This window comes from Flavobacterium aerium (assembly GCF_030766725.1).
Classification (GTDB): domain Bacteria; phylum Bacteroidota; class Bacteroidia; order Flavobacteriales; family Flavobacteriaceae; genus Flavobacterium; species Flavobacterium aerium.
On record NZ_JARQWR010000006.1, the window covers coordinates 140,379 to 161,369 of the forward strand.

The window sequence follows — 20,991 nt, forward strand, 5'->3', positions numbered from 1 at the left end:
CAGAAGGGATTTTTTTTACTCATCGATATTTCTTTTTAGAAGTTGACTATCCCAAGAGTGATCTGTGGCACTTATTTGCCCCAGTAAATCACTTTTTAGAAGTTGTTCCTGTATTTCCATTTCTTCTAGAGTACTAACCATATACGCCATTTTATCATGACGTTTTTTGGCTAATCGGCGGATAGTAGCTTCATCATATTTGATAAATTGCTGTCCCTGTCGAGTAGCAGAATATTTTCGGTGCCCTAATTCTACAAGAGCATCAACACCCATATTTACTGCAGAATAAAGTGTTTCTCTATAAATATGATCTACTCCTTGGTCAATCAATTCATAGGCATCGATTCGGTTACGGGCACGGGTCAATATTTTTAAAGTTGGAAAGTGTTTCTTTAAAGTTTCGATGACAGTAAGGTTCACCGATGGATTGTCTATAGCAGCAATAAAAAGTTTAGCCGAATCAGCTCCCGCAGCTTTTAATAATTCTAATCGTGTAGCATCACCATAATATACCTTGAAACCCATTTTACGAAGCAATTCGACACGTTCTGCATCATGATCTAAGATTGTAGCTTTAATGCCGTTGGCTTTAAGTAAACGTCCTACCGTACTTCCGAAATGACCAAAACCAGCAATCACAACTTCATTTTGTTCATCGATATAATCATCGTCTTTCTCTTTTTCCTTCTCTACATAACGAGGGATAATCCATTTTTCATTAATTAACATTAAGAAAGGAGTAAGTAACATACTGATGGCTATGATGGCCATCATTTGATTGGCTAGTATTTTGGGTAAAAGGTCCAATTGAGTAGAAAAACTTAGAATTACAAAACCAAATTCTCCTGCCTGACTTAATCCAAAAGCAAATAGAAAATTTTGCTCATTTCTTATTTTATAAACTTTACCAACAATAAATAGAACACCAAATTTAACCAGTGTTAAGGCTAGAACAAAAAGAAGGATAAAGCTCGGATTGTCAATTACCAATCGGAAGTTGATCGAAGCACCAACACCAATAAAGAATAACCCTAATAACAACCCCTTGAAAGGAGCAATATCACCTTCCAGCTCATGTCGGAATTCACTATTTGCTAAAACGACACCCGCCATAAAAGCACCCAAGGCAGGGCTGAGTCCAACTAATCCCATGATATAGGAAACACTGACCACTACTAATAGGGCAGAAGCTGTAAAGAGCTCTTGTAATCTCGTTTTGGCTACAAAACGTAATAAGGGAACAATAAGATATCTACCGGCAAAATAAACGATGGCTATTGTGCCTACAACTATTAAGGTTTGAATTCCCCCAGGAAAATCGGAGATTAATGATTTTTGGATGTTTTCTATGTCTTTATTCGCTACTGCAATTAAAGGTAAAAAAGCTAAAATAGGAATTACGGCAATATCTTGAAATAGGAGTACAGCAAAAGAAGCTCTTCCCATTGTAGTTTGCGATAATTGTTTTTCTTTTAGTGTTTGCAGTACAATTGCGGTAGAGGATAGCGATAATGTTAATGCAACAGTTATTGTGGTTTGCCAAGACCAATTAAAGGTGTAATAACAGGCAAAAAATACAATGAAAGTAGTTCCTACAATTTGGAGTGAACCCATTCCTAAAATGAAACGCCTCATTTTCCAAAACTTATAAGGATCTAATTCCAAACCAATAAGAAATAACATCATGACGACGCCAAACTCTGCAAAATGCATAATATCTTCCCCTTCTTCTCCAATGAAACCGAGTAGAAAAGGACCAATGATGATACCTGCAAAAAGATAGCCTAGGATAGAACTCATCCCTAATTTTTTAGCAATCGGAACGCAAATGACAGCCGAAACTAAATAGATTATAGCCTGATAGAGAAAGTTATTGTCCATTGGTATCTGTTTTTAGTGTGGAAAACCAATCGTTTAAATAATAATGGTCATGAATTTCTGTACTTGGTGCAGTATCGATAAGGAAAGTTAATAGCTGCTGATATAGAAGACCATTTTCCTTATAACCCTTGTCGTCCATTTCATGAGTGCCATGGACGACAAAAGGAGGTAAGTAATTCATTTTACATACCTGTGCCGTTTGATTGAAAGGTTCTAGTAGTTCAGGAATAGAAAAACGATCTTTTCCTTCTCTACAATAATTTTCACGCGGACCACCGGTTGTAATAACTTGAAAAAGTATTTTGTCCTTTAATGCATTTCCTTTTTTTCCATAAGCCCAACTGTGTTCAAGCACCATATCAATCCATTGTTTGAGCAATGGGGGACAACTGTACCAATAAATGGGATGGTGCCAGATAATAATGTCATGTTGCGCTAATAATTCCTGTTCTCTTTTGATGTCAATATCAAATTGTGGATATTCCTCATAGAGATCATGAAATGTAATATGCTCAGAATTGGGTATATGATTTACTAATGCTTTGTTTGCATTTGATTTTTCAAAAAGCGGATGTGCGAATAATATTAGAATTCGGTTTTTTTGCATCTAAAGTTTTTATACGATTCATTTAGTTTATTCCTAAATAGTTGCTTGGCGTAATCTGCAACAGCTCTTTTTTGATATCATTAGATACCACTAATGTTTCGATAAAATTATGAATAGCTTTTTTGTCTATAGCTTCATTCGTACGTGTTAAACCTTTCAAAGCTTCGTATGGATTTGGATAACCCTCTCTTCTTAGAATTGTTTGTATCGCCTCCGCTACTACAGCCCAGTTTTTCTCTAAATCCTCTGCAAATTTATCAGCATTCAATAATAATTTATTCAATCCCTTCAAAGTTGCTTCAAATCCAATTAAAGTATGGCCTAATGGAACACCAATATTTCTTAAAACAGTACTATCAGTTAAATCACGTTGTAATCTAGACAATGGTAATTTTGCAGATAAATGCTCAAAAATAGCATTAGCAATTCCTAAGTTTCCTTCTGAGTTTTCAAAATCAATAGGATTTACTTTATGTGGCATGGCAGAAGAACCGATTTCTCCCGCTTTAATTTTTTGTTTAAAATATTCCATTGATACATACGTCCAGATATCACGATCTAAATCGATAATAATAGTATTGATACGTTTTAAAGCATCAAAAAATGCAGCAAAATGATCGTAATGCTCAATTTGAGTAGTTGGGTAAGAATGGTGTAATCCTAAAGTAGCTTCTACAAAATTATTACCAAAAGCTTTCCAATCAATTGCAGGATAAGCTACATGGTGCGCATTGTAGTTACCCGTTGCACCACCAAATTTTGCAGCAAAAGGAACATTGAACAATAAACGCATTTGCTCTTCTAATCGTTCAACGAATACTCCAATTTCTTTTCCTAAACGGGTAGGAGAAGCAGGTTGACCATGTGTTCTTGCAAGCATTGGAACATTTGCCCACTCCACGCTTAATTCTTTTAGTTTAGCAATTAAACCAATTAGCGATTTAATGTACACGTTTTCAAACGCTTCTTTCGTAGAAAGTGGAATTGCCGTGTTGTTAATGTCTTGAGAAGTTAATCCGAAATGGATGAATTCTCTATAAGTTGATAATCCTAATTTTTCAAAAGCATCTTTAATAAAGTATTCTACTGCTTTCACATCGTGGTTTGTAGTCTTTTCAGTTTCTTTGATCGCAGTAGCATCTGCTTCGGAAAAATTGATATATATGTTTCGTAAAGAATCAAAAAGAGAATGATCCACACCTTTTAATTGTGGTAAAGGAATTTCGCAAAGTGCAATGAAATATTCAATTTCTACTTGAACTCTGTATTTAATTAATGCTTGTTCAGAAAAATAGGGAACGAGTGAAACAGTTTTACTTCGGTAGCGACCATCAATGGGCGAAATAGCGTTTAATTCGTTTAGTGACATAGTGTGTAAGTGTTGTTTTTTATAATAATGCGAATATAAGCTATCTGAGCGAAGAATGAAAGTGTAGCGTTTTGATATTTTTCATAAAATTTGAACCATTTTTCAGTCCTAAATGAGGTTAAAGTCAACTGTATTCTTACAAAAAAACAAAAGAGCCAATACTCAGATAACTTGAGATTAGCTCTTTCTCAATAATAGCATTTCTAGTTGTGGTATTAGTATATAATATACTGTTTATACAAAAGCACTATGCCCAGTAATTGCTTTTCCTACAATTAGTGAATTTACTTCTTTCGTTCCTTCATAAGAATATATAGCCTCTGCATCGGCTACAAATCGAGCGATATCATACTCTAGTAAGATTCCATTACCGCCAAATAATTCGCGAGAATGACCTACAATGTCCCGCATTCGGGAAGTACAAAATACTTTGGCAAGTGAGGCATGCTCGTCGGCTAAATCACCATTGTCCTGCATAACCGATAATCGGTATACCATGGCTTGCATGGCTGTTAAATCGCCGAGCATAGAAACCAATAATCCTTGTACCAATTGGAATCCTGCAATTGGACGGCCGAATTGTTCTCGTTCTCCCGTATATTTCAAGGCCAGTTCATAAGCACCTCTAGCACATCCTACAGCTTGCCATGCTACACCTGCTCTGGTCATGCGGAGTACTTTTGCTGTATCTCTAAAAGAGTTAGCCTCCTGCAGCCTATCTGTTTCAGGAACAATACAATTCGTTAATGTAATTAATCCATTTTGGACCGTACGCAAAGCCATTTTATCCCTCATTTTCTCTACAGTAAAACCAGGATTTTCCTTTTTGACAATAAAACCTTTTACTTTACTATCGTCTAAATCTCTTGCCCATATAATTGTAATATCAGAGAATGGAGAGTTACCAATCCATTTTTTCTGACCGTTTAATACCCATTCATCTCCTTCTTTTTTACAAGTAGTAGTTAATCCACCTGCAGTACCAGATCCCACTAATGGTTCAGTGAGACCAAAGGCACCAATGATTTCCATTTTTTGCATTCTTGGAAGCCATTCTTGTTTTTGTTCTTCTGAGCCACAGAGATAAATAGATCCCATTGCTAAGCCACTTTGTACGCCAAAAAAGGTAGAAATAGAACTATCAACTCGTGCCATTTCCATGGCTAGAAAGCCTTCCAATAAAGCAGAATGACCCGCACAACCATAACCTTGATAAGTAAGTCCGGCAATGTTTAATTCGGCCATTTTTGGGATAATATGCATCGGGAATTCAGCCTTATTCCAATATTCATTGGCAATAGGCTGAATTTCTTCTTGCATGAATTTTCTAACTTTTAATAATATCTCTCTTTCGTTAGGAGGTAATGTTGTCCCTAGTTCATAAAAATCACCATTAATTTCAGGGATTTCTGGTTTTTTACTACCCGATCCCATCATTTTCATCATCTTCGCTAAATCAGCATCGCTCATTTTAGAGAAAGATTCCATTAACTTGTTTAAATCTACTTTTTGTGAAAGCTCATTTAATTTTTCAAAATCAAGATGTGTGACAATATTTTTTAGTGTTGAAAAGGATTTTAATAAACTCATAACGTTTTGTTTTTTAGAAGATGTTCTAAAGTACAAAATATTTTTTGAGGACTATTAATTTTATAATAACGTTATGATTTTCAATCGTTCAATGCTTTTACAAAAAAAGTAGTTTTATGTGTCTGTTTTATTTGTGAATAGAATGAATTAATTCGTTCTGAAATATTTCTAAACCAGCCGTAGCAACATCGGTTATGATGGTGATATCATTCTTAGGATTTAGAATTGGTGAAGGATTGTTATCCACATAATAGACCGCAGCTGAAGTCTTAGCATAATCAATTAAACTTGCAGCAGGGTAAACCTGTAGTGATGTTCCTATGATTAAAATTACATCAGCCTTCTTTGTGATTTTAATTGCTTTTTCTATGGCAGGTACGGCTTCGCCAAACCAAACAATATGAGGCCTTATTTGACTTTTTTTCTCGCATAAGTCACCGATGTGAATATCTGTTTTACATTCATAGACCAGATGCTCATCAAGTGAGCTTCTGGATTTCAATAGTTCCCCGTGTAAGTGTAGGATATTAGTACTGCCTGCACGTTCATGTAAATCATCAACATTTTGAGTGATGATGGTAACATCAAACAATTGTTCCAGTTCAACTAATATTTCGTGAGCTCTGTTGGGTTTGACTGTTAGTAATTGCTGTCTTCTTTTGTTATAAAAATTGAGTACCAATTTAGGATCGTTTTTCCAACCTACAGGCGAGGCTACTTCCATGATATCATGTCCTTCCCATAAGCCATCACTATCTCTAAAAGTTTTGATACCACTTTCTGCGCTTATTCCTGCGCCCGTTAGTACAACTAAACTTTTTTTCATAAAACCATTTTTATACTTTTCCTAATGTATATAATTGTTCAAGTGTTGGAGTGGGGCTCCCTCCCTCAGGTTCTAGCGTAATTCCAAATGCTTCTGCACTGGTTACCTTATCTACTGTGAACATACGTCCGTTATCGGCAGTGAAATTGTTTAATAACCCTACGCTAGTAGGTGTTAATGGATTTAATTTCAATGCCCATACTTGATACACTTTTCCTGCTGGGGGTTCAGGTAATTGCGAAGCATCTACATAGGCTACTTGGGTTGATTTATTCCAGTATACTTTTGCAAAAGCATCTGGGGCAACTTGCTGGCCTTCTAATTGTATTACGGAATTATTCTTGTCACGAATGATTCCTAAAATCGATTCTTTTTGTTGGTTTTTTGTTTCTAAAGCCACAACGTTTTCTTGTAGGTGTACTTTTTCTGATTCTATAGTTGTAATTTGATTTGTAGCTGTATTTAATTGATAGTATTGATATCCTACACCCAATAAAAGAATGATGGCTGCTGCCCAACCTAAATATTGAGACCAATTTGTTTTAGGTTGTAAGTCAATTACTTTGGTGTTCTTCTCTAATAACTGAGCTTTTATTCGGTTATAATTTTCGGCAGAAATATGAGGAGAGAAGCTATACGATAGATTCATCATCGCACGTTCTATAGATTCAATCTCTTGTTTTATCTCTGGATTTTTCTCTGCCATTAATGCAATCTCTTTATTCTCAGCATCTGTTAATTTGCCGTAAACATAAAGTTCTAAAATTCCAGATTCGATGTATTCGTTAGTTTCCATTATACTTGTAAAAATTTTCGTAATTCATTAATGCAACTTCTGTTTTGAGTTTTTACGGTTCCTAAAGGAATTTCAAGTTCATCTGATGCTTCTTGTTGGGTATAACCTTGAAAAAAAAGCAATTCGATTAACTCGATGCATTTGGGTTTTAGTTTTTTTACAAATGCTTGAATTCCAATAGTGTCAATCTTATTTGTCATCTTATTGGTATCGTCAAGTATATGTACGAAATTATCGGTAGATAAGTTTTTATGACTATTGTTAAAACTTTTAGAACGTAATTTATCAATGGCAGTATTGCGGGCTACATTGAGAATCCAAGTAAAGAATCGTCCTTTGCTTTCATTGTAGCTTTCTATATTTTTCCATATTTTAATAAATACTTCTTGTAAAACATCTTCAGATTCTTCCTTGTCTTTTAATAGATTAAAAATGATTCCATAAAGACTTTTAGAATACATATCGTATAAAACAGTGAAGGCTTTATCGTCTTTTTTGTAGATTAGCGGAAGTAATTCTTCTTGTGTCATTTGAGGTGGGGGATAATGTATACTAATGTAGTAAATCTTATTATAATTTTAATGAAAAATGGGTAAAATAGTTAACGATTTTGATTATCTCAGTTATTTGGAGGAATTCATTACAGAAAATCGAAGTCAGAAATTTATTAATGTATTAAAACAAAGGACTAATCATTTTACAGTAGCGATTGAAGATGTTTTTCAATTGCACAATACGAGTGCAGTGATGCGCAGTTGTGAGGTATTTGGTGTGCAGAATCTTCATGTAATTGAACAACTTTATGGTAAAAAAATCGATAAAGAAATTGCAATGGGGGCACAAAAGTGGGTGGATGTAAATCGATATAATCATATTGATGATTGTATTGATGCTCTAAAAAATAAGGGCTATCAGATTATAGCGACCACACCGCATGAAAACGATTGTTTATTGGATGATTTTGATATTAGTAAACCATCTGCTTTGTTCTTTGGAACAGAACGTTTGGGTTTGTCAGAAGAAGTAATTAAAAGGGCAGATGGATTCTTGAAAATTCCAATGAATGGTTTCACAGAAAGTTTAAATATATCGGTATCTGCGGCAATTATACTTCAAAATATAATGAGTCGTTTGCGAAAATCTGAAGTGAACTGGCAGTTGAGCGAGTCTGAGATGATTGAAAAACGATTGGACTGGGCTAAGAAGTCCATAAAAGATATTGTTCGTATAGAAGAACGTTATCTTGAGAACTTGAATCAGGAATAATATATCTATAAATGTTGTTATAAGTCTTTGCAAAAAGGCTTATAGCATCTATGTACTGATATAATTAAGATTGTATTACGTAGTTTAGTTACGTTTCAAAATTTTGTACTCTTCATAACATCCGCTAATAGCGTCCATGATTTGTAAATCATTTGCTGTTTTAATGAATGCTTCAGAGTAGTTGCAACGTTCTAAGATGTCTGCAATGTCTTTTTTGCTTACACCCAATAATGCTGCTAATGTTTCGCGGTCGAATTTAGATTGTAATAGGTTTCTAACGGTATCATCCTTTTTCATCTCTTTCAGCTTCTTTAATTCAGCTGGTTTTTTACCAAAAACATTATACAGTAAATCGGCAGGGTTGAAAATAGATCCAATTACTTTAGAGAATGCACCAGGAGCATATTCTCCAGCTTCATAGCCTGCTGGTAACCCAGAGATGCTGAAACGGTAATTCTCTTTTAAAGGAATAAGTTTAGAATCGACTTCAAGGTATCCTGTTAAGTCGTAAGGTTTAATAATTACCTCTTCAAGAGCATAAGCTCTTTCTGTAATTCTAATTTTGGCAGTTTTGGCTTTCATCCAGTCATTTGTAACTCTGACTCTGATGGATTGGAAACCGATAAATGAAATGTGTAGTGTATCATTTACGCGAGCTTCAAGTTCAAAATTACCTTTTTCATTACTAATTGTTCCTTTAACAAGGTTTAAATTAATAATGTTCACGTTCCCCATGGGAAGTGAAGTGTTGTCATTCACGATTGTACCGGAAATTGTTTCCTGAGAAAAAACAGTTGCTGACAGGAGTAAAAAAAAGAAAACTACAAAATATCTCATAACCTTATTAGAAGGTCTAAAAGTAATAAAACTTATGATGATATTTTGTAGTTCAGTATTAAATTATAAGAAAATTAACAATAAATGTTAGCTTCTTCTTGGACGTCTTGGCGTTGAGCTTCTTGGTGTTTCACCACCTCTAGATCCTTCAGATCTTCTGTCTGAATATCCTTCTCTTGGAGCTCTGTCTGAAAAACCACCTTCTCTTCTTGGAGCAGAACTTCTGTTCCCAGAGAAACCACCTTCTCTTCTTTGACCTCTATCACGGTCTCCACCGCGATCATTTCTAAATCCACCACCACTTCTTCCGTTGTGATCTCTACGACTGTTGCTTCTTCCGCCACCGTCATTTTTAGAAATTTCAACGTTGATTTTTCTTCCTTCTAATTGAACGTTGTTCAATACTTCCATTACTTTATCAGTATGTTCAGGATCTGTATTGAAGAAAGAGAAACCTTCTTTTACGTCTACTTTGAAAACATCATCACGACCTAATTCTAATGTGTCTCTTAAGTAGTCTTTTAATGTCATCCAGTCAAAATTATCTCTTGACCCGATGTTTACGAAATAACGTGTAGCGCCACCGTTGTTCTCTCTAGGAGCACCAGTACTTTCACGTCTGTCATTACCACTTGCTTGGTTAGATAAATCTCTAGTTTTTTTGTAGTAGTTGATGAATCTGTTGAATTCTACAGAAACCATTTTTTTGATCAACTCTTCTTTCGTTAAGTCTTTCATTACGTCATAAATAGCAGGAAGATAGTTGTCGATCTCATGATCTACTTCAACATCTTTAATTTTGTTTGCTAAGTGAAATAATTGGATTTCGCAGATTTCAATACCAGAAGGGATCGTTTTTTCTTCAAACTTTTGTTTGATGATTCTTTCAATTGAAGAGATTTTTCTCAACTCACTTTTAGTGATAATTACAATTGAAGTTCCTAATTTTCCAGCTCTACCAGTTCTACCACTTCTGTGGTTGTATGTTTCGATTTCGTCAGGTAGTTGATAGTTTACAACATGTGTAATATTATCAACGTCAATTCCACGTGCAGCAACATCGGTTGCAACAAGCATTTGGATTTGTCTACCACGGAAAGATTTCATTACTGAGTCACGTTGTGCTTGCGATAAATCTCCATGTAATGCAGCAGCGCTGTATCCATCTTCGATTAATTTTTCTGCAACAGCCTGTGTATCTCTTTTTGTACGACAAAATACAACAGAGAAGATATCAGGGTTAGCATCAGCTAAACGTTTTAATGCTTCATAGCGATCACGAGCATTCACTAAGTAAAATTCGTGAGATACAGTAGAAGAACCAGAGTTTTTAGCTCCAACAGTAATTTCTAATGGGTTTCTCATGAATTCACGAGCGATTCTAGCAACTTCTTGTGGCATAGTTGCGGAGAATAACCAAGTGTTTTTCTCATCTGGCGATGTAGATAAAATAGCAACGATGTCTTCATAGAATCCCATGTTCAACATTTCATCTGCCTCATCTAGTACGCAAAATTGAATTTTTGAAATGTCAACCAATCTACGGTTGATCATATCTTGCATTCTTCCCGGTGTTGCAACAATAATCTGAGCTCCTCTTTTGATTTCTCTTGCTTGTTCAGTTATACTAGCACCACCATATACAGCTACCACGTTAACGCCTTTTTCGTACTTAGAGTACTGTTTAATCTCGTTGGTAATTTGTAAACAAAGTTCTCTTGTAGGAGATAATATTAATGCTTGTGTATTTCTATCATTAGCGTCAATCTTCTGGATAAGCGGAAAACCAAAAGCGGCGGTTTTTCCTGTACCAGTCTGTGCTAATGCAACAATGTCAGTGTCTTGTTCCAATAATAGGGGAATCGCTTTTTCCTGTACTTCGGTCGGATTTTCAAATCCTAGATCTAAAATCGCCCTCAGTAGCGACTCACTCAATCCTAATTGTTCAAATTTATTCATATATGTATTTAAAAATAGGGCGCAAAGGTACTGTTAAATTTTAAGAATAACTAATGCTTTTGCTACTTTTATTTTTTTATTACAATTTGATAATCAGAAAGTTACTTTTTTATAAACTGGATTAATTGCGCTGTGGCTTTGCTACGGTGGCTAATCTTACTCTTTTCTTCTAAAGAAAATTCTGCGAATGTACGGTCGAATCCTTCTGGAAAAAATACAGGATCATATCCAAATCCCTGATTACCTTTCTTTTCAGTTCCAATAGTACCTTTGATAATACCTGTGAAAAGATGTTGCTCACCATTTAAATTAAGGGCAATTACCGTTTTAAATTGCGCCTTACGATTGGGGTTGTTCTCTAGAACGCGTAGTAATTTGTCGGTATTGTCACTATAGCTTCGTTGTGGTCCTGCATATCGTGCAGAATAAACACCAGGCGCTCCATGAAGAGCATCGACTTCCAGTCCAGAATCATCTGCAAAACAATCATAACCGTAGTTTTGTGTTACGTAATTTGCTTTTAAAATAGCGTTTCCCTCAATGGTTTCTGCTGTTTCTTCAATGTCTTCTAAACATCCGATATCCTCTAGTGTTAAGATCGTAATATCTTCTGGTAGAAGCTTTTGTATTTCAATTATTTTATCTTGGTTGTTTGAAGCAAATACAATTTTCATTATAAATAGGGTAAGTAATTAAAAAAAGAATAGAAGCAAAGTTACATTTTTTGGGTAATCTTAACTTCAAATGTGTTTGTGTTTTTATGGAACTAGTTTTTAGTCACATTTGTTAAGTTGTCAGGAAAATACAAATCGGATAAATGGGAAAATTCATCTCCACGCATAAAAATATTAATATCAACATCGGAGAAACGTGTTTTTCCAGCAGCTGCTAATAATTCGTTGGCTGCATGCAAGGTGTTTTTATGGAAATAATATACACGATCTGATTTATCAGTAACCACTAAACCTTTCATTAGCATTTTATTTTGAGTGGCTACACCGGTTGGGCATTCGTTGTTGTGGCAACGTAAGGCTTGGATACAGCCTAAAGAAAACATAAATCCTCTAGCGCTATTACACATATCAGCACCAAGGGCAATGGCATGTAAAATTGAATATCCTGAAATGATTTTACCACTACCAATTATCCTTACTTTATCTCTAATGTTTAAGTCGACCAAGGTTTTGTTTACAAAAATAAGAGCTGGTTCAAATGGCATACCAACGCCATCTGAAAATTCTAGTGGTGCAGCTCCTGTACCACCTTCGGCACCATCTACAGTTATGAAATCAGGATAACAATCTTGAGCAATCATTTCATGGCAGATGTTTTCAAACTCTTTTGTGTTTCCAATACAAAGCTTGAATCCAATTGGTTTTCCGTTTGATAATTCACGTAAGTGAGCAATAAATTCAATTAGTCCTTTGATGTCTGAGAAAGCGCTATGTCCTGGGGGAGATAAAACTGTGGTATGCGGTTGGATACCTCTTATTTTTGCAATTTGTTCGGTGTTCTTAGCAGCAGGAAGTACACCCCCATGTCCTGGTTTCGCTCCCTGTGATAACTTGATTTCGATCATTTTTACATTTGGAAGTATTGCTTTTTCTCTAAATTTTTCAGCATCAAAATGACCATTTGTGTCACGACAACCAAAATAACCAGTTCCAATTTGCCATGTAATATCGCCACCAGCAGCAAGGTGATATTCTGTAAGTCCGCCTTCGCCTGTGTTTTGATAAAAATTCCCTTTTTGAGCGCCAGTGTTTAAGGCACGAACCGCATTTTCACTGAGTGAACCAAAACTCATGGCAGAGATATTTAATAAAGAGGCTGAATAAGGTTGTTTACAGTCTTTTCCTCCTACAAGTACACGAGGTGCTTCTGGATTTACTTTGGCTGGGAAAATAGAATGTTTTATTCCTTCGTAACTGTCTTGGTTAAGATTTAATTGTGTTCCGAAAGGAGAATTAGAATCGATGTTTTTTGCTCTTTGGTATACTAAAGAGCGTTGGTTTCTTGAAAAAGGTTTTCCGTCAGTTGATCGTTCAATAAAATATTGTTGAATCTCTGGGGCAATCATTTCAAAAAGATATCTGAAATAACCCAAAACTGGGAAGTTTCGTAAGATGGCATGCTTCTTTTGAGTGGTGTTATAGTAGCCTATAACGAGTAATATTGGGAGGATTATTAAAAGTAAACGCCCCAGTTTAAAATAATGGTAAATTGCAATCGTGATTAAAAACGCAATGAATCCGAATATGAAGAATTTTTGTCTCATGCTTTTAATATTTAATTTATAAAATTGCGAAATGTGTTTTAGCTAAATTTCAAACGTACGTAATTGTGTTTGATTCCTTTTTTATCAGAATCTCGTTCATCTATTTCAAGAATAGTAGTTAAGGACTTTAGCATAGGTGTTAGTTTCGAAAAACCGTAATTTCTTGGATCGAATTCAGGTTTCTTTCGTACAATCAGGTTTCCAACATCTCCTAAAAATGCCCACCCATCATCATCGGCAATATCTTCAATCGTTGATTCAATTAGCTCAATGGTTTGTGCGTCAATACGATTCAGGGATTTTTCCTCTTTCTTTTTCGGGTCAGTAGTAGTTTGTTTTGGTGTAGTCTTTTTTGTTGCACCATCAATAACCTCAATATAGATAAATCGATCACAGGCAACGATAAAAGGGTTTGGTGTTTTCTTTTCTCCAATACCAATTACTTTCATGCCCGATTCGCGAAGTCGAATGGCTAATCGCGTAAAATCACTATCGCTGGATACAATACAGAAACCGTCTACTTTGCCAGAATACAATAAATCCATAGCGTCGATAATCATGGCTGAATCCGTCGAGTTTTTCCCAGTTGTATAACCGTATTGTTGGATAGGGGTGATGGCGTGTTCTAGTAATACACTTTTCCACCCTTTGTCTGGAAGGGTAGTCCAGTCACCATAAATTCTTTTAGTCGTTGGTGTTCCGAATTTTGCAATTTCCTGCATCATTCCTTTTACATTACTATAAGGGACATTATCGGCATCGATTAATACAGCTAATTTTAATTCGTTTTTGTTGTTTGGATTCATGGAGTTAGGTTTCTGATTTTCAAAGATAAACGATGTATGCTTGAAAGTTTGTTTATGATGCGTTAATTAATTCCAATTTTACAGGATTATAGGTATGTTATTACTTTGGTGTTGCCGATCCTGAAATTAAAATAGCTTAAATGGATAAAGTAAATCTAAAATATTTATTTTGAATAGGAGAGTAAAACGCGAAAAATTGCAAGAATAGTCTTTATTTTTATGGATACTGAATTTTTATGAGCCTCTCAACATTAGAATTCTAAAAAATAAATTGGAAGGCATCAATATAATGAAATAATTATGATTAGAATAAATTAATAAGTAATTTTGTCCCGTTTTTAAAACATTGAAATTTACATTATTAAAAATATGGTAAAAGATTTATTTGAGAGAATTCAAAATAATAAAGGTCCTTTAGGGAAATGGGCTTCACAAGCTGAAGGATATTATGTTTTCCCTAAATTAGAAGGACCACTTTCTAACAGAATGCAATTTCATGGTAAGGAAGTGATAAACTGGAGTATAAATGATTATTTAGGTTTAGCAAACCATCCTGAAATCAGAAAAGTAGATGCTCAAGCTGCTGCAGATTATGGATCAGCTTACCCAATGGGAGCTAGAATGATGTCAGGACATACTACTTTACACGAGCAATTACAAGATGAATTAGCTGCTTTTGTAAATAAAGAAGCTTCTTATCTTTTAAATTTTGGATACCAAGGTATGGTGTCTATTATTGATGCTTTGGTAACTAAGAATGATATTATTGTATATGATGTAGATTCTCATGCTTGTATTATTGATGGAGTTCGTTTGCACATGGGTAAACGTTTCACTTATAAGCATAATGATATTGAAAGTATTGAGAAAAACCTTGATCGTGCAACAAAAATGGCTGAAACTACAGGTGGAGGTATTTTGTTGATTACAGAAGGTGTTTTCGGTATGCGTGGACAACAAGGTAAATTGAAAGAAATCGTTGCTTTAAAAGAAAAGTACAATTTCCGTTTACTGGTAGATGATGCACATGGTTTTGGTACTTTAGGACAAACAGGAGCAGGAGCAGGAGAAGAGCAAGGAGTTCAGGATCAGATTGATGTATACTTTTCTACATTTGCCAAATCTATGGCGAGTATTGGAGCATTTGTTGCTGCAGACAAGGATATTATTGATTTCTTGAAATATAACTTACGTTCTCAAATGTTTGCAAAATCTTTACCAATGCTTTTAGTCGTTGGTGCTTTAAAAAGATTAGACATGTTGCGTTCTATGCCTGAATTGAAAAATAAACTTTGGGAGAATGTAAATGCATTGCAAAATGGATTGAAAACTAGAGGATTCAATATTGGTGATACAAATACTTGTGTCACACCTGTATATTTAAATGGTAGTATTCCTGAGGCAATGATGCTGGTGAATGACTTGAGAGAGAATTATAATATTTTCTTATCAATTGTAGTATATCCAGTAATTCCAAAAGGTATTATTTTATTAAGAATGATTCCTACGGCTATGCACACAATGAATGATATTGATGAGACATTGGCAGCTTTTGAAGCAGTAAGAGAGAAATTAACAAATGGTACATATGCTAAATTGGCTGGAGAAAGAACAGTAGATGTAAGCTAATAAAACTATTGTTTTATATAAAAAAAGTCCCAATCATTGATTGGGACTTTTTCTTTTATTATAAATCTCGCTTTACAGTCATTCTTCTTTTGTGACGTACTGGATCAAAGTTTTTCCATAGTAATCGGATTTTTTGATTCTCTTCAAGTTGTGGATTCGTTTCGATGTATTTGATTCCTCTCTTGTCGAATACCTTGTGCATTTCTCTAAAAATAAGCGCTGTAACACCTTTGTTTTGATATTCGGGATCTACACCAATAAGATAGAATTCGGCATATTCATTCTTTTTCATAGCTCGTAACAAATGGATAAATCCAAAAGGGAAAAGTTTTCCATTGGCCTTTTGAAAAGCTCTTGAGAAAGAAGGCATTGTGATACCAAAGGCTACTAATTTCCCTTCTTCATTCACAACACAAGAAATAAAATCTGGGTGAATGAAAGAGATGTATTTTTCTTTGTAATGATCAATTTGGAATTGTTGAATGGGTACAAAACTTTGTAGTTCTGCATACGATTTATTCAGTAAACCAAACATTTCATCTACATATGGTAGAATTTCTTTCGTTGATTTAAAGTTTAATGCTTTGACTTTGTATCGTTTTTCGATTAATAAAGAAATTGGAATTACATTGTCGATAATAATATTGGCAAAATCAATTTTGTATTCATACCAACCGGCTTCTTTTTCAAATCCAAGAGTTTTTAAATGCTCTGGGTAATACGCGAAATTATAGATTCCAATCATGGTAGCAATCTCTTCAAAACCTTCAGTGAGCATTCCGGCTTTATCCATGTTTGAAAACCCCATAGGGCCTTCAATATATTCTAATTGATTTGCCTTTCCTATAGACACAACAGTGTCAATTAAAGCTTTTGTAACTTCGATATCATCAATAACATCAAACCATCCAAAACGGATTTTTGGTTTGCCTAATTCTTTTACTTCAGTCCAGTTTATAATAGCGGCAATTCGACCTACAATTTTTCCGTCTTTGTAGGCAATGAAATATTGCGCATCAACGCTTTCGAAAATAGGATTCTTTTTGTCGAAACTTTTTAATTCATCCTTGATGAAAGAGGGAACCCAATATTTGTTGTTTTTGTATAGGGAAAAAGGAAATTTTATAAAATCTAATAATTCTTTTTCAGATTTTGCTTCTTGTATTGTAATCATTTATAATGTTAGTTAGCTGGGGCGGCTTCAATTTCGTCCACTCTTTTGTTCTTTTTGTCTTTTTCGCCTTTAGACTTTTTATCAGTTTTGGTTTCTTTACCGCCTTCGATAATGATGTCTTTGTAGTTTTTGTCAAAACGCCAAGATATTCCAATTCCTCCATATAATATAGAAGGAGTATCCTTTATGTTTTTACTGATAGAAGCGTCAATTTGAATATTTTCTTTGATCAAATATGCAGCTCCACCTCTAAAGATGGCATCACCATAAAAATCACTTTTGTATCCTTGATTTTCTAAGAAACCAGACCATTTTTCATTAAATCCACGTGTTAATGTAATGATATATCCATAGCTAGGATAATCAGTTCCTATTTTGTCTGCGATAATATTCGTTACAAATACCCATTTCCCAGCAAAATGATTTTGAGTAATCAACATCACTTTTGGACTGAATTTTGGATCAGTAGGGAAGGTGTAAGGATTGTCAGAGAAATTAACGTTAGCACCTGCATATACAGAAACAGCAGGGATTAAGCTTCTCCATTTGAATTTTTGATTGGCTTTCCAGCTGTAGATATTGATTTTTTCTTTGTAGTTTTTAAAAGGATCATAGATTAAATACTTGGCTCCTATAGTGGTGCTTTTTAAAGCACTTCTTTTCGTTTCTTCATTGCCTTGTGTTAATTTGTCATTTACATATTGCATATCGGCAATAAACTCTAGTTGTTCTAGGAATGCACCATAACGAAGGGATAAGTCAAATCCAAAACCATTGGCATCATAATCTTTTACATCGTGAGATTGTTTTATGGCAAATATTCCAGCTTCCGTTTGAAAAACAGTTTTACCTACTGAGAAAGCAGACATTGAAGCTCCAGGTCTATTTGAATTAATAACATCTGTAAATTGAGCATAAATACTACTTGAGGTGATGACTGCTACGAACAGAAGAAGTGACTTAAATTGAGACATAGATTCCGATTTTATTTAAAAATGTACTACTAAAACCCAAAAGTAGTATATTTTATTATTTATTTAAGAGAGTTATTTTAATTTTAAATCACAGATTTATTAAATTTGACAAAAAATAGTATACAAATGCAACTAGCTTCATTTACAGGTTTTATTAAAACGATATTAATTCTTGTTTTTGTTTATTACGGGTTCAAAATTTTATTTAGAATTTTTGCTCCTGTTCTGATGCAACATTTAGTGAGAAAAGCAGAAAGTAACTTCAGACAAAATCAAGGCGCTAATTATCAGCAAAATAACGGAGGTGATTCTTATGATACACCGAAACCATCACGACCTAGAGAAACTAAAAAAGTTGGGGAGTATGTGGATTATGAAGAGATTGAATAAATTTCTATTCAAGACTTCACTTCATTTTCTATAAATAGTTATATCTTCACACTTTATTTATTAGTTTCAATTCATATTCCATGAAATGCCCCAAGCTAAAACTTTAGTTCTCTAAAGTGGAGTTTAGGGTTTTCGTGTAATATATAAAGTCAACAAACATATATATGAAAGTAATCAACAGATTCTATCCTCATGCGCTAGCAGTTCTTGGATTCATTTTGATCTCATTAATTTATTTTTATCCAGTTTTACAAGGAAAAAAGATATTCCAATCTGATATTGCTCAATATACTGGTATGGCCAAAGAGCAAAATGATTTCAGAAAATCAGAAGATTTAGAGCCGTATTGGACAAACTCTGCTTTTGGAGGGATGCCTACCTACCAGTTAGGGGCACATTATCCTCATGATTATGTGAAGAAGATTGATGGAATGATTCGTTTTTTACCGCGTCCAGCCGATTATTTGTTTGTTTACTTCTTAGGCTTTTATGCCTTATTATTAGTCTTAAAAATAGATCCATTGAAAGCCTTTATTGGAGCTTTAGCTTTTGGATTTTCAACCTATTTAATTATTATTCTCGGTGTAGGCCATAATGCCAAAGCCCATGCGATTGCGTATATGCCTTTAGTTATAGCAGGAGTATTGCTGGTTTTTCAGAAACACTATATTAAGGGGGGATTACTCACAATGTTTGCCGTTGCCTTAGAAATCAATGCCAATCACTTTCAGATGACTTTTTATCTATTGATTCTTCTATTGATTTTGTCAGCTTATTTTGCGGTCAAATTGATTAAAGAAAAAGATTATAGAGCATTACTGACTTCTATTGGTGTATTTGTTGTGGCAGGTATATTGGCTTTAGGGGCAAATGCAACAAATTTATTGGCAACATCAGAATATGCTAAATTCAGTACACGTGATAAAAGTGAGCTGACATTTAATCCTGATGGAACACCAATGACATCAAGTTCTGCGATGACGTATGAGTACATAACTGAATACAGTTATGGAATTGCAGAATCATTCAACTTAATAGCTCCAAAGCTTTTTGGAGGTTCAAACCATGAAAGTTTAGATGCTAATTCTAGTATGTACAACTTCATCTCTTCACAAGGAGTACCACCTGCGCAAGCAAGTGAAATTATAAAAACTATGCCTACGTACTGGGGTGATCAACCTATAGTAGCGGCACCAGCCTATATTGGAGCAATTGTTTTCTTCCTATTTATATTAGCTTTATTTGCTGAAAAGCGTAAACTTAAATATGCATTTTTAGCAGGAGCTATAGTATCATTATTATTATCATGGGGTAAAAATTTCCCATTACTAACCGATTTGTTTATCGATTATTTCCCAATGTACAATCGATTTAGAGCGGTTTCCTCAATCCAAGTGTTGTTAGAGTTGTGTATTCCTGTTTTAGCGATTATGGGACTGTATTCGTTCTTTAAATTGGATAAGGAAGCACAATGGAAGGCCTTGTGGAAATCGGGAGCGGTGAGCCTTGGTGTTGTAGCATTCTTATTTATCATTAAAGGATTCTTTAATTTCTCAGGTGGTAATGATGCCTTTTACTCAGAAAATTACGGACCAGAGTTTGTAAGAGCCTTAAAAGAAGATAGAGCCAGTATGTATACTTCGGATTTATTACGTACAGGATTCTTAATATTATTATCTGCGGGAGTTCTATGGTTTTTTGTTAAAGACAAATTATCACAAACGGTTACGATTATCATTGTAGGGGTTTTGATGGTTTCAGATTTAGTCTTAATTGATAAAAATTATGTAGACAGTAAAAGCTTCGTTAGTGCTTTTGAAGTGGATCGTCCTTTTAAAGCGACACCAACAGATTTAGAGATTTTAAAAGACACAACCCATTACCGTGTTTTTGAAGTACAAGGAAATATGTCTAGTGCAAGAGCTTCCTATTTCCATCATTCATTAGGAGGATATAGTGCAGTAAAACCAAGAAGAATTCAACAATTATTTGATTACCAAATTGCCAAAAATAACAGACAGGTACTGGATATGTTGAATGTGAAGTACGTTATTCAAACAGGAGAAAAAGGAGAGGAATTCCCTGCGACAAATCCAGGTGTTAATGGAAATGCATGGTTTGTAGAGCAAATTGTATGGGCAAATTCTGCTGATGATGAAATGAAGGCCTTGGATAAAATTAATACGAAGAAAACAGCGGTCATTAATAAAACGGATTTTGGTTCGGTGATTAAAAATGAAACGTTTACAAAAGATAGTTTGGCAACCATTACACTTGAAAAATACAAACCAAATTATTTAAAATACAACAGTACAAACACACACGATGGTTTAGCTGTTTTTTCTGAAATCTATTATAAAAATGGATGGAACGCCTTTATCGATGGTAAAGAAGTTCCCCATGTAAATGCCGATTATGTATTGCGTGCATTGGAAATTCCTGCGGGGAAACATGTTATTGAATTCAAATTTGAACCAAAAGTGATTAAAACAGGTAGTACCATAGCTTTAATCAGTACGATTGGAATGATTCTATTACTTATTGTAGGAGCTTATTTTGAACGAAAAAGATGTGGCAGCTGTAGCAAAGAAAAAACAGTCTAGTAGTTG

Annotated in this window: 18 protein-coding genes; 4 read left to right on the plus strand and 14 right to left on the minus strand. The window is 34.6% G+C overall.

Annotated features, from left to right (window positions below):
- Positions 1–15: 15 nt before the first annotated feature.
- The 7 genes from P6733_RS09885 to P6733_RS09915 form a co-directional block, all read right to left on the minus strand.
- On the minus strand, positions 16–1,881 hold the full coding sequence (locus tag P6733_RS09885; protein ID WP_306352700.1) for a monovalent cation:proton antiporter-2 (CPA2) family protein: 1,866 nt from the start codon (positions 1,879–1,881) through the stop codon (positions 16–18).
- A complete protein-coding gene (locus tag P6733_RS09890; RefSeq protein ID WP_306352701.1) occupies positions 1,871–2,488 on the minus strand; it encodes an NAD(P)H-dependent oxidoreductase in 618 nt (205 codons plus the stop codon). The genes P6733_RS09885 and P6733_RS09890 overlap by 11 nt, the downstream gene beginning before the upstream one ends.
- Before the next feature lie 22 nt (positions 2,489–2,510).
- Positions 2,511–3,857 carry an adenylosuccinate lyase gene (gene purB / locus P6733_RS09895; protein ID WP_306352702.1) on the minus strand — a complete coding sequence of 449 codons (1,347 nt, stop codon included), beginning with the start codon at positions 3,855–3,857 and terminating at the stop codon, positions 2,511–2,513.
- A 234-nt stretch (positions 3,858–4,091) separates the two neighbouring features.
- The gene (locus tag P6733_RS09900) at positions 4,092–5,447 is read right to left on the minus strand and encodes an acyl-CoA dehydrogenase family protein (RefSeq protein ID WP_306352703.1); all 1,356 of its coding nucleotides are present in this window, start codon (positions 5,445–5,447) and stop codon (positions 4,092–4,094) included.
- Positions 5,448–5,574: 127 nt separating this feature from the next.
- Positions 5,575–6,273, minus strand: a complete 699-nt coding sequence (locus tag P6733_RS09905) for an SIR2 family NAD-dependent protein deacylase (RefSeq protein ID WP_306352704.1) — start codon at positions 6,271–6,273, stop codon at positions 5,575–5,577.
- Between the two features lie 10 nt (positions 6,274–6,283).
- Entirely contained in the window at positions 6,284–7,069 is a 786-nt protein-coding gene (locus P6733_RS09910; RefSeq protein ID WP_306352705.1) for an anti-sigma factor, read from the minus strand.
- Positions 7,069–7,599 carry an RNA polymerase sigma factor gene (locus P6733_RS09915; protein ID WP_306352706.1) on the minus strand — a complete coding sequence of 177 codons (531 nt, stop codon included), beginning with the start codon at positions 7,597–7,599 and terminating at the stop codon, positions 7,069–7,071. The genes P6733_RS09910 and P6733_RS09915 overlap by 1 nt, the downstream gene beginning before the upstream one ends.
- A 58-nt stretch (positions 7,600–7,657) precedes the next feature.
- Here P6733_RS09915 and P6733_RS09920 point away from each other — a divergent pair, with 58 nt between their 5' ends.
- Positions 7,658–8,335, plus strand: coding sequence for a TrmH family RNA methyltransferase (locus P6733_RS09920; protein WP_306352707.1), 678 nt, complete (start codon positions 7,658–7,660; stop codon positions 8,333–8,335).
- A gap of 84 nt (positions 8,336–8,419) precedes the next feature.
- Here the strand turns inward: P6733_RS09920 and P6733_RS09925 are convergent, their stop codons facing one another.
- The 5 genes from P6733_RS09925 to P6733_RS09945 form a co-directional block, all read right to left on the minus strand.
- Positions 8,420–9,172 (minus strand): carboxypeptidase-like regulatory domain-containing protein, encoded by a 753-nt coding sequence (locus P6733_RS09925; RefSeq protein ID WP_306352708.1) that lies wholly within the window; start codon positions 9,170–9,172, stop codon positions 8,420–8,422.
- 87 nt (positions 9,173–9,259) lie between these two features.
- Entirely contained in the window at positions 9,260–11,131 is a 1,872-nt protein-coding gene (locus P6733_RS09930; protein ID WP_306352709.1) for a DEAD/DEAH box helicase, read from the minus strand.
- Between the two features lie 101 nt (positions 11,132–11,232).
- Complete coding sequence (locus P6733_RS09935; RefSeq protein WP_306352710.1) at positions 11,233–11,805, minus strand: non-canonical purine NTP diphosphatase; 573 nt, start codon at positions 11,803–11,805, stop codon at positions 11,233–11,235.
- Between the two features lie 92 nt (positions 11,806–11,897).
- Entirely contained in the window at positions 11,898–13,409 is a 1,512-nt protein-coding gene (locus P6733_RS09940) for an FMN-binding glutamate synthase family protein (protein WP_306352711.1), read from the minus strand.
- Between the two features lie 38 nt (positions 13,410–13,447).
- Positions 13,448–14,215 (minus strand): NYN domain-containing protein, encoded by a 768-nt coding sequence (locus tag P6733_RS09945; RefSeq protein ID WP_306352712.1) that lies wholly within the window; start codon positions 14,213–14,215, stop codon positions 13,448–13,450.
- A 369-nt stretch (positions 14,216–14,584) separates the two neighbouring features.
- Here P6733_RS09945 and P6733_RS09950 point away from each other — a divergent pair, with 369 nt between their 5' ends.
- Positions 14,585–15,844: an aminotransferase class I/II-fold pyridoxal phosphate-dependent enzyme gene (locus tag P6733_RS09950; RefSeq protein WP_306352713.1), complete on the plus strand. Its 1,260-nt coding sequence runs from the start codon at positions 14,585–14,587 to the stop codon at positions 15,842–15,844.
- Between the two features lie 58 nt (positions 15,845–15,902).
- Here P6733_RS09950 and P6733_RS09955 read toward each other — a convergent pair whose 3' ends face one another.
- Together P6733_RS09955 and P6733_RS09960 are read right to left on the minus strand one after the other, a co-directional pair.
- On the minus strand, positions 15,903–17,018 hold the full coding sequence (locus tag P6733_RS09955; protein WP_306352714.1) for a GNAT family N-acetyltransferase: 1,116 nt from the start codon (positions 17,016–17,018) through the stop codon (positions 15,903–15,905).
- Between the two features lie 8 nt (positions 17,019–17,026).
- Complete coding sequence (locus P6733_RS09960) at positions 17,027–17,992, minus strand: transporter (protein ID WP_306352715.1); 966 nt, start codon at positions 17,990–17,992, stop codon at positions 17,027–17,029.
- A 126-nt stretch (positions 17,993–18,118) separates the two neighbouring features.
- On the opposite strand from P6733_RS09960, the gene P6733_RS09965 reads away from it, so the two are divergent.
- Positions 18,119–18,382, plus strand: coding sequence for a DUF4834 family protein (locus P6733_RS09965; protein ID WP_306352716.1), 264 nt, complete (start codon positions 18,119–18,121; stop codon positions 18,380–18,382).
- Positions 18,383–18,546: 164 nt separating this feature from the next.
- The gene (locus P6733_RS09970; RefSeq protein WP_306352717.1) at positions 18,547–20,985 is read left to right on the plus strand and encodes a YfhO family protein; all 2,439 of its coding nucleotides are present in this window, start codon (positions 18,547–18,549) and stop codon (positions 20,983–20,985) included.
- Positions 20,986–20,991 lie beyond the last annotated feature (6 nt).

Coding starts and splice junctions, on each gene's coding strand:
- P6733_RS09965 (WP_306352716.1), top strand. CDS start 18,119: ATGCAACTAGCTTCATTTACAGGTTTTATTAAAACGATATTAATTCTT.
- P6733_RS09905 (WP_306352704.1), bottom strand. CDS start 6,273: ATGAAAAAAAGTTTAGTTGTACTAACGGGCGCAGGAATAAGCGCAGAA.
- P6733_RS09945 (WP_306352712.1), bottom strand. CDS start 14,215: ATGAATCCAAACAACAAAAACGAATTAAAATTAGCTGTATTAATCGAT.
- P6733_RS09930 (WP_306352709.1), bottom strand. CDS start 11,131: ATGAATAAATTTGAACAATTAGGATTGAGTGAGTCGCTACTGAGGGCG.
- P6733_RS09885 (WP_306352700.1), bottom strand. CDS start 1,881: ATGGACAATAACTTTCTCTATCAGGCTATAATCTATTTAGTTTCGGCT.
- P6733_RS09935 (WP_306352710.1), bottom strand. CDS start 11,805: ATGAAAATTGTATTTGCTTCAAACAACCAAGATAAAATAATTGAAATA.
- P6733_RS09960 (WP_306352715.1), bottom strand. CDS start 17,992: ATGTCTCAATTTAAGTCACTTCTTCTGTTCGTAGCAGTCATCACCTCA.
- P6733_RS09900 (WP_306352703.1), bottom strand. CDS start 5,447: ATGAGTTTATTAAAATCCTTTTCAACACTAAAAAATATTGTCACACAT.
- P6733_RS09920 (WP_306352707.1), top strand. CDS start 7,658: ATGGGTAAAATAGTTAACGATTTTGATTATCTCAGTTATTTGGAGGAA.
- P6733_RS09925 (WP_306352708.1), bottom strand. CDS start 9,172: ATGAGATATTTTGTAGTTTTCTTTTTTTTACTCCTGTCAGCAACTGTT.
- P6733_RS09890 (WP_306352701.1), bottom strand. CDS start 2,488: ATGCAAAAAAACCGAATTCTAATATTATTCGCACATCCGCTTTTTGAA.
- P6733_RS09970 (WP_306352717.1), top strand. CDS start 18,547: ATGAAAGTAATCAACAGATTCTATCCTCATGCGCTAGCAGTTCTTGGA.
- purB (WP_306352702.1), bottom strand. CDS start 3,857: ATGTCACTAAACGAATTAAACGCTATTTCGCCCATTGATGGTCGCTAC.
- P6733_RS09950 (WP_306352713.1), top strand. CDS start 14,585: ATGGTAAAAGATTTATTTGAGAGAATTCAAAATAATAAAGGTCCTTTA.
- P6733_RS09955 (WP_306352714.1), bottom strand. CDS start 17,018: ATGATTACAATACAAGAAGCAAAATCTGAAAAAGAATTATTAGATTTT.
- P6733_RS09910 (WP_306352705.1), bottom strand. CDS start 7,069: ATGGAAACTAACGAATACATCGAATCTGGAATTTTAGAACTTTATGTT.
- P6733_RS09940 (WP_306352711.1), bottom strand. CDS start 13,409: ATGAGACAAAAATTCTTCATATTCGGATTCATTGCGTTTTTAATCACG.
- P6733_RS09915 (WP_306352706.1), bottom strand. CDS start 7,599: ATGACACAAGAAGAATTACTTCCGCTAATCTACAAAAAAGACGATAAA.